Origin of the sequence: Varibaculum massiliense (genome assembly GCF_900106855.1) — a bacterium.
In the GTDB taxonomy this organism is placed as follows: domain Bacteria; phylum Actinomycetota; class Actinomycetes; order Actinomycetales; family Actinomycetaceae; genus Varibaculum; species Varibaculum massiliense.
The window spans coordinates 1,558,020-1,573,033 of sequence record NZ_FNWI01000004.1 but is presented as its reverse complement, the minus strand read 5'-3'; the positions used below and the strand labels follow the sequence as shown (position 1 = coordinate 1,573,033).

The window sequence follows — 15,014 nt, the reverse complement described above, 5'->3', positions numbered from 1 at the left end:
CATGCAAGCAATGCCTGGACGTCCCGCTCCGCCCCCGCCCGCTGCGGCGCGGAAAACTTTGACGCAAAGCGATAAGGCGAAATCTAAACCCGGTCGCAGACGTCCCCACGCCCCTTCGTGGACTTCTGTTACCTCACTGCCTCGGCTCTACCTGCGCGGATGGCGCGGGCAGCAGGCTAGGGAGGTAATTGAAAACCAGCGCGCCTGGATAGTTACCGTGATTGTCTGCGCCTTCGCGGCAATCGCCCGCCTGGTGCGTCTCGGCGCTACCCGCAAGCTAATTTTTGATGAAACCTACTATGTGAAAGACGCCTATTCCCTGTGGCATTATGGTTATGAAACTAACTGGCCTAAAAGCACGGACTCCAAATTCGCGGTAGGTGATTTTTCAGCGGCAACAGCAGATCCGGCATTTGTAGTGCATCCTCCCCTGGGTAAATGGATTATCGGGCTGGGAATGAAGATTTTTGGTTGGTCTAGTCCCTTTGGTTGGCGAATCGCTGCCGCTATTTGCGGGATAATCCTGGTCTACTTGACCTGCCGTTTGGCTTGGGCATTGTTTAACTCGTGGATTCTCACCGGGATTGCCGGAATGTTTATCGCCACCGATGGGGTGGCGATTTCTCTTTCGCGCGTAGGTCTGTTGGACGGGATTTTAGCGGCATTTTGCCTGGCAGGGGTATTATGTGTAGTTTACGACCAGCTGCAGGTGCGCCAGAGGCTGGCTCGGCAGCTGTTGGGGGCGCGGCTGGGGACTGACTTGGCAGGGATGCGCTGGTGGCTGGTGGCGGCGGGAGTCTGGCTAGGGTGTGCCTGCGCGGTGAAATGGTCCGGCCTTTACCTACTGGCAGTATGCGGGATTTTCGTATTCTTGCGAGATCTGACTCTAAGGCTTTCGGCGCTGCAGATATCCTCCCCCTCCCTCAGCAAGCATTACCCCGGGATACAAGGTAAGTATCGCGCCTGGTTGGGAGCGATTGTGCGGGGAGGACTGCCCGCCTTTGCGCAACTGGTATTGGTGGCCTTCGGGGTCTATTTGCTGAACTGGTGGAACTGGTTTACCCATTCTCACGCCTGGGGTCACGGGAAGACGGCGGCAGCCACCGGACAGTCATCCTGGTTAGATCCGATTTCTGATTACGTCACCTATATGAGTGAGGTAATGAAATTCCATACCGGGGTAACCAGCAAGCACCCTTACCAGTCTTACCCTTGGCAATGGCTGATTGATAAGCGTCCCACCTCGATGCTTTTTGAAAAACCGCACGGCGATAACGGAGATTTCATCGTAGAAGCCATGTCTTCGCTAGGTAACCCGATGCTTTGGTGGGTGGGCATAATAGCCCTGGCAGTGATTATCTATTGCGCTTTTGTGCGCCGTGACTGGCGTGCGGGGGTAATTCTAGTTGGCTACTTAGGGCTCTGGGCGCCTTGGATGCTCTACTGGTACCGCACCATTTTCATGTTCTATATGGTGGTGTTGACACCTTTCCTATCCTTAGCTGTTACCTATCTGATCGGACTTTTGCTGGGATTCTTACGCCCCCTCCCGGAGCCACTGCTAGCTCGCCGAGATCAGCTGGTTGCCCCTCCGCAACGCACTCCCGATATCGCGGTTTCCGTAGGAATCGCCCTGGTCATCGTAATTTTAATGGTTGCGGTATTCTTCTACCCGGTAGTGAGCGGAATGCCGATTCCCTATTCTCACTGGGGTTGGCGGATGTGGTTTAGTTCCTGGATTTAGGGCGCTTATCTCCCTCTTTTAGGGAAATAAAGAGGAACCGCAGCTAGGGCAAAAGCGAGAGGGCGATGCCGTCTAAAATATCGGTTTCGGAAGTCAAAATTTCTTTTAACCCACTGCCGTCTGCTTCGATTTCCCCGTTAATCCGTTCAATAATCCGCGACCACACTAGCGCGCCCGCTCCGATAACATCTGCCCGCCCGGTAGGCATATAGCCGAGGACGGCGCGTGCAGATACCGGCTGATTCATCATCCAGTTACAAGAACGCAGCATTTGCGCGGGGCTGATTCGCGAGCCGTGAATTTTTTCGGGTTCGTACTCGTTCAAGCCGAGGGCGTGGGCAGTGATGGTGGTGACGGTTCCGGCCACCCCGATTAAAGTACGCGCCCGGTCTAACCCCAGTTTCTTGTCAGCCTCTTCAATTAGTTCATCAATAGCTAAAGAGGCTTTTATCAGGGATTTTGCTATACCCGGGGTCTGGCGCGAATCGAGAGACCCGTCCCCGCTGTTAGCGCCGGCAATCACCGGTGCCAGGTAGCGTTCAAAAATCCGCACCGACCCCATGTTCGTAGAAATGGCGTCAATTACTTGCCCGCGCTGTCCTAAAACAAACTCGGTAGATCCTCCCCCGATATCGACTACCAGCAGCGGTTCGTCCTCGTCACGAAAAGAGGAGGTGGCACCCAAAAAAGATAGGGTGGCTTCTTCCTCCCCCGAGATTACTTCCGGGGTTATTCCGAGGCGTTCCTTGATACCACTGAAAAATTCATCCCGATTTCCCGCGTCCCGGCTGGCAGAAGTGGCGACAAAACGGATTCTATCCACCCCGTATTTGGCGATAATCTGTGCGTACTCTTCGGCCGCCGCAAAGCAGCGCTCAAGGGCGGCTGGGGCAAACTGTCCGGTCTTATCGATGCCCTCTCCCAGGCGCACTATCCGCATTTGTCGCGTGAGTACGTTTAGGGGGCCTGCCGATGCTTCCCGACCAGCGATGATTAAACGAATCGAGTTAGTGCCACAATCAATACCTGCAACTAAAGCCATACCTCTATTTTTCCACGGAATCAGGATTGGCAACTAATAGGAGACGCATACGACTAGACACGAAGGGAACCAGAAATGTAAAGACTTATTCGCAGTAGCAGTGCTCACTGTTCCACAACCCGCTGGCAGCTAGGTCGGATAATACTAAATCACCGATGGGATTAACCCCTTTACCAGCGGCGAGGGCGTGACCGACCAAGGCATGCAGGCACTTAACCCGCTCGGGCATTCCGCCAGCGCTAACCCCCGCAATTTCGGGTACCTCTCCAATTCCAATCTGTTGCCCAACATATCCGCGCGCCGCAATATAGGCCAGGTGAGCACGCCGATATCCTGCCGCTACTTCCTGGTCTTCGGACAGTAACTGCTGATAATCAGCCATTTTCCCGGCTGCCTCCACCGTAGACAGGGCGCGCACCAAAGAAGGCAGAGTCAAATAAAAAGTGGTGGGGAACGGGGAGCCGTCCTCTAGGCGCGGGGCAGTGGACACCACCGCCGGAGCTCCGCATACACAGCGCGCAGCAACCCCCACTACCCCTCGTGGAATCCGCCCTAACTGCAAAGACAGGGTTTGAAGATCGGTAGGCGTGGCCGGGTTAAGTTGCAAACTCACTTCTTGGTTTCCTCTTCACTTTGGGCGGTTGCTCCCGGTGCCGGTTTCGGGCGGCTTTGCGCGGAAGCATCTTTGCCTTGCCCGCGTTGACCGGCCAGTTTCACCGAATGGGTAACCTCTAAATACCAGGGACGCTCCGGAAGTTTTTCCAGGCGGGCTTCCCGGCGAGCTTGATAATCTTTGCCGGGATCAACCACCGCATAGCGGGTTTCCCCGGGTTTGACGTAGCCGAGTCTTTCCCGTGCCTGTTGGGTTAAATAGTCTGAATCATTCCACAGCTCTAGTTGGCGCTGCAGTTCTCGATTTTCCTGTTGGGCGGCAACTAGCTGGGCATGCACCTTATTGCGTTGCTCTATCTGGCTGACTAGGTCGAATAGAGGTGCCCCCACTAGCAATAAGAAAATGGAGGCTACCACCAAGATGGTACCTACGGTTACCGAAAAACGTGAGCCTACTTTTACCCTGCGGTTGGCCGCCTTGGCCACCGGGGAGCGCCCGCGATTACGCCTAGCGCTGCGCACCAAAGGAGAAACCGACCGGAAAGCAGACCCCTGCTTCCGGGTATTCTCCCTTTGCACACTCTTGGGCAGTTGCGGCGACTTCACGGCTTCATTATCCCATCTCTTAGGTATTCCGGCATGTTCCCAAGCCGAGCACGCCTTCAATATAAGGGGGCGAGGAGAACCGGGTTCTCCTCGCCCCCAATGACTTATCGCATCAATGCGGCTATATAGTGATACCGCTACTGGTTAGGTTTAGGCCTGAAAGCGCGGGAAGGCGCTGCGACCAGCGTAAACCGCGGCATCACCGAGTTCATCCTCGATGCGGAGTAGCTGGTTGTACTTAGCTACCCGCTCGGAGCGCGCTGGAGCGCCAGTCTTGATCTGACCGGAGTTAGTGGCTACCGCCAGGTCAGCGATAGTTACGTCTTCGGTCTCGCCACTGCGGTGCGAGGTCATGGTCTTATATCCGGCGCGGTGGGCATCCTCCACTGCTTGCAAGGTTTCGGTCAGGCTGCCAATCTGGTTGACCTTTACCAATAGCGCATTAGCAACGCCTTCTTTAATGCCGCGCGCTAGACGCTCGGGGTTGGTCACGAACAGATCGTCACCCACCAACTGCACTTTGTCACCGATATGGGCGGTCAGTGCCTTCCAGGCATCCCATTCGTCCTCCGACAGGGGATCCTCAATGGACACAATCGGGTACTTGGCGACCAGTTCGTCATAGTACTTCACCATGTAATCGGTGTCGCGTGCCTCGCCCTCGAAGTTGTACTTGCCGTCTTCGAAGAACTCGGTGGAAGCTACGTCCAGTGCCAGCGCCACGTCTTTGCCCGGCTCATATCCGGCCTTCTTGATGGCTTCGCAAATCAAATCCAGGGCTTCTGCGTTCGAATCCAGGTTGGGGGCAAAACCGCCCTCGTCCCCGAGACCAGTCGAAAGACCGCGGTCTTTAATAACCCCTTTCAAAGTGTGGTAGACCTCCGCTCCCATACGCAGGGCTTCCGCGAAGGTTTCCGCACCGATGGGGGCAATCATGAATTCTTGAATATCCACATTGGAATCCGCGTGGGATCCACCGTTCAAAATATTCATCATGGGAACCGGCAGTACGTGGGCATTGGGTCCGCCCAGGTATTTGAACAGCGGCATATCGGAATCTTCTGCTGCTGCCTGCGCGACCGCCAGGGAAACACCCAAAATAGCGTTGGCGCCCAGTTTGCCCTTATTCGGGGTGCCGTCCAGGCGCATCATAATGTCGTCAATATGGCGCTGTTCGCAAGCATCCTCGCCGATTAGTTCGGGGGCGATATCGTCAATAACTGCCTGTACGGCATCCTGTACGCCCTTGCCCTGGTAGCGCCCTTTGTCGCCATCGCGGCGTTCTACCGCTTCAAAGGCACCGGTAGAGGCACCGGAGGGAACTGCGGCGCGGCTGGAAGCACCCGAATCCAACAGGACTTCTACTTCCACAGTGGGGTTTCCGCGAGAATCTAGAATCTCACGGGCATTAATAGCAACGATTAGTGACACGGTCATGCTCCTTATAGATATTGTTGATGACTTAACTACAGTCTAGTGGAAGCAAAGCCAGTCGGCAGGTTGCAAAAGTCCCGTTCTTTTATGGGAAATAAGGAATTCTTACTTAGCAGGCTGCATACCTTGCTGCATCTGCGTTTGCAGCGCTTGCTGAGCGCTGGCAAACCCCTGCAGTCTTACCCCTGCGCCCAAATCAGGTTCTAACACCTGCATCCCGGTTTGCATCGCCAAAGCTTGCGTTAATAGGGCGTTAGTTTTCGACCCCGGATTCTGTTTACCAGCTTTCTGATAAGCAGCCGAAAGTTTCGGCGCTAGTTGCGCCACTAATTCCTGAGATGCCTTTCCCTGCCGGGTATCAACAGTAAACTTTTGCAGACGCCAGAAATCTAAGGTAGCGGCAGAAAAATCTGAGCTCCGTAAAACCCCTTGCTTAACCTGTTCTAAGAGCCATTTATTAATATCGGCATCAGTATAACCGGGTTGGTCACTAAGTTCTTGCCGTGCAATCTTAACTACCCCCGCCACGGAAGCTAAATGCATGGGTAGCATTTTCCCACCCGCTAGCGCTTCCCAAACAGCTTGGGGATAGACGTCAGTTCCCAGCGCCTTTTGCAGCTGAGAACGCGTTTGCTGTACCTGTAGTGCTTGCTCTTTCTGCTGTTCGCCCGCCACCTGAGCAGCATTAACCTCGGCTACAACCTGATCGACGGGGAAACTTTCTTTCGCCTTTTCAGCGGAAGAACATCCCCCCAGTCCCACCCCTAACAGGGCAGTGCCGACGCAAATACCGATAACGCGAAGAACTTTGTTATTCATAAGACTGTCTTTCTGAAGCTAATAGCTAGGGTTAGTTTATCAAGGAGGCGCGGTGAGCTCTATTTTTGCGCATTCGATTTTACTTTCCCAAAGGGAGTCAGCACATTTTGCAGCAACTGTGCTACCCACTGCGCTAAGGGCTCATCATGGAGGGATCCTTGCCCCAGTTTTTCCCCTTTGGGGGCGGGAACCAGGATTTGGCGTACTGCCGGTTTAATCACTGTTCCCGGATGTAGCCGCTTTATCCGCAGCATTTGCGAATCCGCCAAACTAATAGGGGAGAAACGCACAAACCGCCCTTGTGCCACAATTTCTTTTATCCCCAGGACGCGTGCCTGCATCCGTAGCTTCGCCACCGTGAACAGTAGCTCCACATTTGCCGGCGGCACCCCGTAGCGGTCGGTCATTTCTTCGCGTACCGCCTCCAACTCGGTTTCTTTACGCACGCTAGAAAGCTTTTGATACATTTCTAGGCGCAGCCGCTCCGAATCCATATATTCGGGGGGAATATGGGCATCAATCGGCAGTTCGATTCGCACTTCACTGTCTTCTTCTTCCGCTTCCGTCCCCTCTTTAAAGCCGCGTACTGCCTCGGACACCATCCGGATATAGAGGTCAAACCCGACCCCGGCAATATGTCCCGACTGTTGTCCGCCCAACAGGTTCCCGGCTCCCCGAATCTCCAAATCTTTTTGGGCAACTGCCGTGCCTGCCCCCAGATCAGTATTAGCGGCAATGGTTTGCAGGCGTTCTTGCGCGGTTTCGGTCAGCGGTTTATCGCCTGGATAGAAGAAATAGGCGTAGGCGCGTTCCCTTCCGCGCCCTACTCGTCCTCGTAATTGGTGTAGTTGGGAGAGTCCCATCCGATGCGCCCCGGAAACAATCAGGGTGTTGGCGTTGGAAATATCTAGCCCCGTCTCGACAATTGTGGTACAAACTAGCACGTCAGCCTGGTGATTCCAGAAATCAACCATCACTTCTTCCAACTGCTTTTCATGCATTTTTCCGTGTGCCACCGCGATCCGGGCTTCTGGAACCAGTTCCGCCAGATGGGCAGCCACCCGGTCGATTGACTCTACCCGATTGTGCACATAGAAAACCTGTCCATCACGTAAAAGTTCCCGGCGAATCGCCGCTTTTACCTGTTTATCGTGGTAGAGCCCGACAAAAGTAAGCACCGGGTGGCGTTCTTCTGGCGGAGTCGACAGGGTGGATAGTTCCCGGATCCCAGTGACTGCCATTTCCAGGGTGCGCGGAATCGGGGTGGCCGACATAGAAAGCACATCCACATTGGTGCGCAGGGCTTTCAAAGTTTCCTTATGTTCCACTCCGAAACGCTGTTCCTCATCAATCACCACCAGCCCCAGGTTCTTAAAAGTCACTTCCCCGGTAATCAAACTATGAGTTCCAATCACCAAGTCGATTTCCCCGCTACGCAGCTGATCTTTAACTTCCCGCGCCTGGGCAGGGGTGGAAAAGCGCGACAGTTGCCCGATTTTCACCGGGAAGGGGGCGAAGCGGTCGGAGAAGGTTTCAAAATGTTGTTTTACCAGTAGCGTGGTTGGCACCAGGAGCGCCACTTGGAACCCTTCTTGAATAGCCTTGAAGGCTGCGCGCACCGCCACCTCGGTTTTCCCGAACCCCACATCTCCGCTGAGCAGGCGATCCATCGGAGCCGGTTTTTCCATATCTGCCTTGACCTCATCAATGGTGGCAAGCTGATCAGGGGTTTCCTGATACTCGAACGCGTCCTCAAGTTCTTTTTGCCAGGGAGTATCGGGACCAAAAGCGTGCCCTTTGGTTGCTTGCCGCGCCGCATACAGGCGAATAAGTTCCGCCGCGATTTCCCGGGTAGCCTTGCGGGCACGGTTCTTGGTTTTCGCCCAATCCGCTCCTCCCATCTTGTTAAGTTGCGGGGTATCGGATCCGGCATAGCGAGAAACCAAATCCAAAGAGTCTGTAGGTACATAGAGCCGGTCACCGGCTTGTCCCCGCCGCGAAGGGGCATATTCCAGCACTAGATATTCGCGGGTGACTGCGTCTTGCCCTTTACCAATAGTGCGTTTGGTCATTTGCACGAAGCGCCCCACCCCGTGCTGGGAGTGCACCACATAGTCCCCGGGTTTTAGGGAAAGAGGATCAACTATGGTTTTTCCCCGCCGACTAGCTAATTTGCGCGGAGCTTGCGCTAGGCGCGGAGACCGTCCGGTCAGATCTGCCTCTGCCAACACCAGCAGCCGGCCGGTTTTCAGGGCGAACCCGCTGGCGATTTTACCGGCGGTTACCAGTACATTTCCCTTTTCTATATCCGAGGAAGCATCTAAGGTTGCTACCGCTTTAGCCGGCAGTCCCGCCTCGGAAAGATTGGCGGCAAAGCGGCTGGCCAAGCCGCGTCCCGAGCAGGATAAAACCACTTTCCAGCCGGCATTTAGATACTGTCCTAAGTCTTTAACTGCCTGGTCGATATGTCCGCGGTAGCCTTGACTATCCCGCGCTTGCAAGGTTTTTTGAGCGCCATAAACATAAGTGGGGCGAGTGGTCTCACTCAGCCCGTTTTCCTCTTCCCCGCCGGTTCCTTCCCCCGCGAATTCTTCCGGTTCTCCGGGAAGACTGGCCGCTTCCTGCCCGGTCACTTCCTCACTTTCAGCGCTCAAAATATCCGCACTGGGCAGAGCGCTTAGCTCCCACCAGCCTAAACCTCTATCACGCACCTCTTGATTAAAATCATTGAGGCTTTGGAGAGCGCGCGCGGCGCGAATCGGGATTTTTCCCCCTCCCGCCGCCGCTTGCCAGGCAGCCTGCTCAAACTCGTGGGAAGTAGCCAACAAATCTGCGGCGCGGCGGGCTACTTTCCCCGGCTCATCGATCACGATGGTGGTATTTTCTGGCAGCAGGGAAACCATGCTTTGTAGTCCCGGCGCCAGCACCGGGGCTAAGGACTCCATCCCCTGTACCGCTATCCCCTGGCTGATCAGTTCTAACATGTCTGCCACGCCTGGCAAGGAGGGTTGCAGCTCGCTAGCGCGCTGCTTCACCTGGTCAGTCAGTAACAGTTCCCGACAGGCAGGCGCCCACAACCCCGCAGGACTATTTTCCAAGCTGCGCTGGTCAGAAAGGGAAAAATAGTTTACTTCCTCCAGGGTGTCGCCAAAGAAATCTAGGCGTTGGGGGTGAGATTCCCCAGGAACAAATACGTCGACGATTCCTCCGCGCACCGCAAATTGTCCTCGCGTGGATACCAAATCGGTTTTCTCGTATCCCAGCTCCAGTAGGCGGGCAGCTAATTTATCGAGAGGATAATCCTCGCCCTCGAGAATTTTTAGGGGCTCAATTTCAGTTAAACCGGATACTACCGGCTGCAATAGCGCCCTAATGGGAGCTACCAGAATGGAGATAGCCTGCCCGGGACCGCTTTTTTCCGGATGGGTCAGGCGGCGCAAGGCGGCAATCCGCTGCGCCATAGTGTCAGCACGGGGCGAGAGACGTTCGTGAGGCAGGGTTTCCCACGAGGGAAAACGGGCAACTCGGGGCAGATAACCGGTCAGTTCCGCCTCTATCTGTTCCGCGGAGCGCCCCGATGCGGTTACGTACAGGATTAAGCCGCGTCCCGGCCTCACCTGCTGTTTATTTACAGATTCCGGGAGGCTTTGCAAAGCGGGAGTTATGGGAGAAAAAACCCCGCTACTGGCTTCGGTTTGCGCTGCTGCAGCGATTAATGCCGGTCGCAACCCTGCAGGGCAATAGAGGGATTGTGGGCTAGCGGGGTGAGAAAAGAACTCTTTAGCTGCCGGCTCATTAGCTATTTCTTCAACAACGGCTTGCAAACTCATCGTTTATATCCTAGATGAGAGCGCTATTCAGTTCACTTTCACCTGCTCGCTCGGGCAGACTTGGTCCCGAGGACGCACTCTCGCCTTAATAAAAATGGCAGATTCTAGGAAGTGTAGACGTCGAAGTGGTTACCTTTGGTACCCCGGTCATAGACCTTGCCGGGGGCGCCAAACGGAGTTCTTATCACGGTGCCTTTAGGCGCGTCGTTGGCCAGCACGATATATCCATCCCCATCGGCTACGAAGCCACTCCCGTTGACGTGACGCCCCGGAATATTGAGACCGCCACCAGGTAACACCTGTTGGGAATAGTAGGTGAACTTGTATCCGCCCCAGTTGATAACCCCTGCACTACGTAGCGCAGACAAAGAATACTGTCCAGGTGAGGCCGCACCCCCGGCTGGATCAGCTTCTGCTCCGGTGAGAACTTTCGCGTTAATGACCTGCAGCCCCAAATCCCCACCTGCCTGGGCAGCCGGGTTAGTGCCGGAAATGGTTTGCGCGGTGGCTTCTGGTACCGGCTGACCGGCAGGGAGCGAAGAGGTATGCAGAGCTACCGCCCCCGAGGTGCCGACTGCCCCCGCGATTACCGCGGTTGCCAATCCCGCCTGCCAGAGTAGATGGCGGAATGGTTTCTTCTTTTGACAATGACGTCCCACGATTATTCCATTCAGTCGACACAATAACCTGCCGGTTTTTAACCAAGCGAAAATTAGTCTAAACCAATATGCAATCTTTTCGCTACCAAATCGTTATATTCGTAGCCGTTACCACAGTTTCCGCAGGGAAAGGTGACGCCCCGCCGAAAATCGGCGGGGCGTCACCATGTTTTAGCTATTTACTTTAGAGCTGAAAATCCGTTAACTGCTGGCAGCTAAACCTGGGAACTCATCTTGGCGATCATCATCAAGAACTCGGCATTGGAGTTAGTGTTCTTCAGTTTAGAAAGCACAAACTCACTAGCCTGCTGAGGCTCCAAGGCGCTAAGCATCCGCCGCAACTTCCAGGTAACCTGCAGTTCTTCCTTGTTCAGTAGCAGCTCTTCCCGGCGAGTACCCGAAGCGTTCACATCGACCGCCGGGAACAGACGCTTATCAGCCAGTTGCCGCGACAGCCGCAGCTCCATATTGCCGGTACCTTTGAATTCTTCGAAAATAACTTCGTCCATCTTGGAGTTAGTTTCCACCAAAGCAGTGGCCAGGATAGTTAGCGAACCGCCGTTCTCGACATTGCGCGCCGCCCCAAAGAATTTCTTGGGCGGGTAAAGCGCCGAAGCATCCACACCACCAGAAAGGATCCGCCCCGAGGCCGGAGCCGCCAAGTTATAGGCACGCCCCAAGCGGGTAATCGAATCTAGCAGTACCACCACATCTTGACCTAGCTCTACCAGGCGCTTTGCTCGTTCAATGGCCAGTTCAGCAACTGAGGCATGGTCGGAGGCCGGCCGGTCAAAGGTAGAAGCAATAACTTCCCCCTTCACCGTGCGCTGCATATCGGTGACCTCTTCAGGGCGCTCATCTACCAGTACCACCATCAGGTGGCACTCCGGATTATTAGTGGTGATGGCATTGGCGATCTGCTGCAAAATAATAGTTTTACCGGCTTTAGGCGGAGAAACGATCAACCCGCGCTGCCCCTTACCGATGGGGGCAATCAAATCGATTATCCGCTGGGTAATATTCTTCGGAGTATTTTCCAAACGCAACTGTTCATTGGGGTACAGCGGGACTAAATCTTTGAATTGAGTACGCGCCCGCGCGTCCTCAATGCTCATCCCATTCACGGTGTCCAAACGCACCAGGGCGTTATATTTTTGCCGCCGATTATTTTCGCCCTCTTTGGGAGGACGGACTGCGCCCTGCACCGCATCGCCCGAACGCAAACCCCAACGGCGCACCTGCCCGAGGGTAACATAAACGTCATTGGGGCCAGCTATATAACCCGAGGTACGCACGAAAGCATGGTTACTTTGCACGTCCAAAACCCCCGCGATAGGCAAGAGTTCTTCCTCGTTTTCCTCGCTGGCATCCTCGTCTTTATCGAATTTGCCGCGCCCCCGCTCGGCGCGATTGTCATTCCAATTGTCATCGCGGCGCCGATTCCGATCCCGGCGCCGGTTACGCCGTCCGCGACCGCGCCCTTCCCCGCGATCTTCGTCCTCGGCGTTGGGCAGAGCGATCTCATCGACCGAATGTGGGGCGTCCGCCTTATTTTTCCGCGCCTTATGTTGGTTATCTTTTTTACCGGCATGCTCAGCCAAATCTTGTTTTAGCTGTTCCTTCGCATCTTCTTTACTGCCGGACTCTTGACGCACCGCACCGTGGTGGCGACCTTTACGACCTCGCGTATCCGCAGTTCGCTTAGGTAAGTCGATTTGCTTGGAGGCAGGTTTTTCAGTTTCCTCAGCGACAGCGCTAGAGGACTGGCGAGCCTCGGTTATTTTTTCGATTAGCTCGTTCTTGCGCAGCCGGGAAATCCCTCGCAACTGCATTTGTGCTGCTAAGGCTTTTAATTCATCCAGCTTCATAGTGCGAAGATTATTGGCGTTCTCGTTTGTGCTCACAAACTTTCCTTCTGAATGTAGGTATGACGCAGACGCGCCTGGGTATTAAGAATCGAGAAAAATGAGTCTCGATTTTGAAGGCTAGAACTGCGCGTTCCTAGCGGTCAAGCCGCCGGTTGCTTTTGCCTTCGTAGATTTAGCTTACCAGGATTCGCGCCCAGCCGGTAACTTCTACTTAGTGAACCTGGCCATGCAGCTAGTAGTGCCGGCGTCTTTGTACCAGAGTATTAGAGTTCCCGCACTCCGCGAGTATCTAATTCTAGAGTCCGTACCTTCCAACCCACTTTTTCTGCCCGCGATTTCACCTGGTCATCCACGCTTGCTAGCACTAGCACGCACGGCCCCGCTCCGGATATAACCGCCGGTAACTGTTGGGCGCGCAACCAATACATCAAATCCAAAGAAGCCGGCATGGCCGCGCGGCGATAGTTTTGATGCAAATAATCCGTGGTGGCAGCCATTAACAACTCAGGATGATCTTCTAGGGCACGTACCAGTAACGCTCCGTTAGCCACATTCGCGGCCGCATCAGCGTGGGGTACCTGTTCAGGGAGTAGCGCGCGTGCCTGGGAAGTATCTAACTCGAAATCGGGGATAAACACCGTGGGACGCAGACCGTAGTGATTCTCGATTTTCACCGCCCAGGTCTTGGGAAAATCCCCGCTGAGTACGGGCTGGTCAGATTCGGTATCCTGCGCAGCTTCCTCCTCTTCTCCCATTTCTAAGAAGGGAGAGGTGAGCTCTTTGGTAGTAGCTGCCTCTTCACTGGAGGTGCGATGGATGCCCGCCAAGGTAATCCCCCCGTAAATCGCGGGTGCCAGGTTATCGGGGTGTCCCTCCAGGTAGGTTGCGATTCGTAGCATGGTGTCGGCATCTAACGCCTGCGGCTCAGAAATAATGGCGCGCGCTATCGCCAGACCGCTGACAATCGCGGAGGCAGACGAGCCCAGACCTCGTGATTGGGGAATCTGGTTTTCTTGCCAAAGGGATACCCCCACCTGGAAGGCTCCTACCGCGTCTAAACCGAGACGGATTGCCCGCACTACCAGGTGGTTTTCGTCCTCGGGAAGCTGATCTTTGCCTTGCCCACGCACATGCACCTGGGTTTTCCCCACAGTCGCCCGAAAACGCACTCGGTCGTGGAGGGAGAGAGCCAGCCCCATACAGTCATAACCAGGCCCCAGATTAGCCGAGGTGGCGGGGACTTTGACTTCTGCTTCGTCTTTTACGATCCGCATATTGCTATTTTAATCCCGGTTATTTTAAGTCTAGGGCGCGAAGCGCGGCCTGTAAGGTGGGCTCAATTACCTGCGGGTTAATATCTCGATCCCCCAGAGCAGTCGCGGTGTCTTTCAGACCATTACCGGTCACGGTACACACTATCGTGGCATCTCCAGGAACTTTCCCTTGCCCCGCAGCTTGCAAAAGTCCAGCTACCGAGGCCGCCGAGGCGGGCTCAACGAAAATACCGGTACTGGCCGCGAGGCGCGCTTGCGCCGCCAAAATAGCTTCGTCCGTGACTGCGGTGATGAAACCGTGGGAATCATCCCGGGCTGCCGAGGCGTAATCCCAGGAGGCGGGGTTGCCAATCCGAATCGCAGTCGCCACGGTTTCCGGGTTCTCAATCGGGTGTCCGGCTACAAAGGGAGCTGCGCCTTTCGCCTGGATCCCCCACATTTGCGGTACCTTGCTGGCGCGCGCCTGCCCGAGTTTAGTTTCTTTTTCTAAAGAGGCGGCAGTGCGCCGACCAGCATATTCGTTGTATCCCATCCAGTAGGCGGAGATATTTCCGGCGTTCCCTACGGGCAGCACGTGAATATCGGGGGCGTCCCCCAGGAAGTCAACGATTTCAAAGGCCGCAGTCTTTTGCCCCTGCAGGCGGTAGGGGTTAATCGAGTTAACTAGGGCTACCGGATAGCTTTCGGTGAGCTGGCGGGGAATGGTTAGGCATTGGTCGAAGTTGCCATCCACTGCCACTAGCCGCGCCCCATGCACTATCGCTTGCGCGAGTTTGCCGGCAGCGATCTTCCCGGCAGGCAGGATTACTGCACATTCCAGGCCAGCTTTCGCCGAATAGGCGGCGGCAGATGCCGAGGTGTTGCCGGTAGAGGCACAGGCCACCATCTTTTGTCCGCTAGAGACCACCTTGGTAATCGCCATGGTCATCCCGCGGTCTTTAAAAGAGCCGGTGGGGTTCACGCCTTCGACTTTGATATAGACTTTCGCCCCTACCTCATTAGACAGATCCTCCGAATAAATCAGCGGAGTGCCGCCCTCCTGTAAAGTAACGATTTCTTCTTCATCACCTACGGGGAGCCAATCGCGGTATTCGTTGATTATTCCCTGCCACAGATGCGCCATGTT

General features: G+C 55.1%; 11 protein-coding genes. 1 reads left to right on the top strand and 10 read right to left on the bottom strand.

Going from position 1 to position 15,014, the window contains the following annotated elements; all coding sequences use genetic code 11:
- Nucleotide 1 precedes the first annotated feature (1 nt).
- A complete protein-coding gene (locus BQ5456_RS06985; protein ID WP_159428777.1) occupies nt 2-1,744 on the top strand; it encodes a dolichyl-phosphate-mannose--protein mannosyltransferase in 1,743 nt (580 codons plus the stop codon).
- 43 nt (nt 1,745-1,787) lie between these two features.
- Here BQ5456_RS06985 and BQ5456_RS06980 read toward each other — a convergent pair whose 3' ends face one another.
- The 10 genes from BQ5456_RS06980 to thrC form a co-directional block, all read right to left on the bottom strand.
- Complete coding sequence (locus BQ5456_RS06980; protein WP_071129346.1) at nt 1,788-2,786, bottom strand: Ppx/GppA phosphatase family protein; 999 nt, start codon at nt 2,784-2,786, stop codon at nt 1,788-1,790.
- An 85-nt stretch (nt 2,787-2,871) separates the two neighbouring features.
- The gene (locus tag BQ5456_RS06975; RefSeq protein ID WP_071129345.1) at nt 2,872-3,399 is read right to left on the bottom strand and encodes a DUF501 domain-containing protein; all 528 of its coding nucleotides are present in this window, start codon (nt 3,397-3,399) and stop codon (nt 2,872-2,874) included.
- The gene (locus BQ5456_RS06970) at nt 3,396-4,004 is read right to left on the bottom strand and encodes an FtsB family cell division protein (RefSeq protein WP_235858546.1); all 609 of its coding nucleotides are present in this window, start codon (nt 4,002-4,004) and stop codon (nt 3,396-3,398) included. Before BQ5456_RS06970 ends, BQ5456_RS06975 begins: the two co-directional genes overlap by 4 nt.
- Before the next feature lie 150 nt (nt 4,005-4,154).
- Nucleotides 4,155-5,441, bottom strand: coding sequence for a phosphopyruvate hydratase (eno, locus tag BQ5456_RS06965; RefSeq protein ID WP_071129343.1), 1,287 nt, complete (start codon nt 5,439-5,441; stop codon nt 4,155-4,157).
- 102 nt (nt 5,442-5,543) lie between these two features.
- A complete protein-coding gene (locus BQ5456_RS06960) occupies nt 5,544-6,257 on the bottom strand; it encodes a hypothetical protein (protein WP_071129342.1) in 714 nt (237 codons plus the stop codon).
- Nucleotides 6,258-6,316: 59 nt separating this feature from the next.
- Nucleotides 6,317-10,087 carry a transcription-repair coupling factor gene (gene mfd / locus BQ5456_RS06955; protein ID WP_083378417.1) on the bottom strand — a complete coding sequence of 1,257 codons (3,771 nt, stop codon included), beginning with the start codon at nt 10,085-10,087 and terminating at the stop codon, nt 6,317-6,319.
- A gap of 104 nt (nt 10,088-10,191) precedes the next feature.
- Nucleotides 10,192-10,746, bottom strand: coding sequence for a hypothetical protein (locus BQ5456_RS06950; RefSeq protein WP_143037053.1), 555 nt, complete (start codon nt 10,744-10,746; stop codon nt 10,192-10,194).
- 215 nt (nt 10,747-10,961) lie between these two features.
- Nucleotides 10,962-12,614: a transcription termination factor Rho gene (gene rho / locus BQ5456_RS06945; protein WP_071129988.1), complete on the bottom strand. Its 1,653-nt coding sequence runs from the start codon at nt 12,612-12,614 to the stop codon at nt 10,962-10,964.
- Nucleotides 12,615-12,877: 263 nt separating this feature from the next.
- Nucleotides 12,878-13,888 (bottom strand): homoserine kinase, encoded by a 1,011-nt coding sequence (gene thrB, locus BQ5456_RS06940; RefSeq protein WP_071129340.1) that lies wholly within the window; start codon nt 13,886-13,888, stop codon nt 12,878-12,880.
- A gap of 19 nt (nt 13,889-13,907) precedes the next feature.
- Nucleotides 13,908-15,011 carry a threonine synthase gene (gene thrC, locus BQ5456_RS06935; protein WP_071129339.1) on the bottom strand — a complete coding sequence of 368 codons (1,104 nt, stop codon included), beginning with the start codon at nt 15,009-15,011 and terminating at the stop codon, nt 13,908-13,910.
- Nucleotides 15,012-15,014 lie beyond the last annotated feature (3 nt).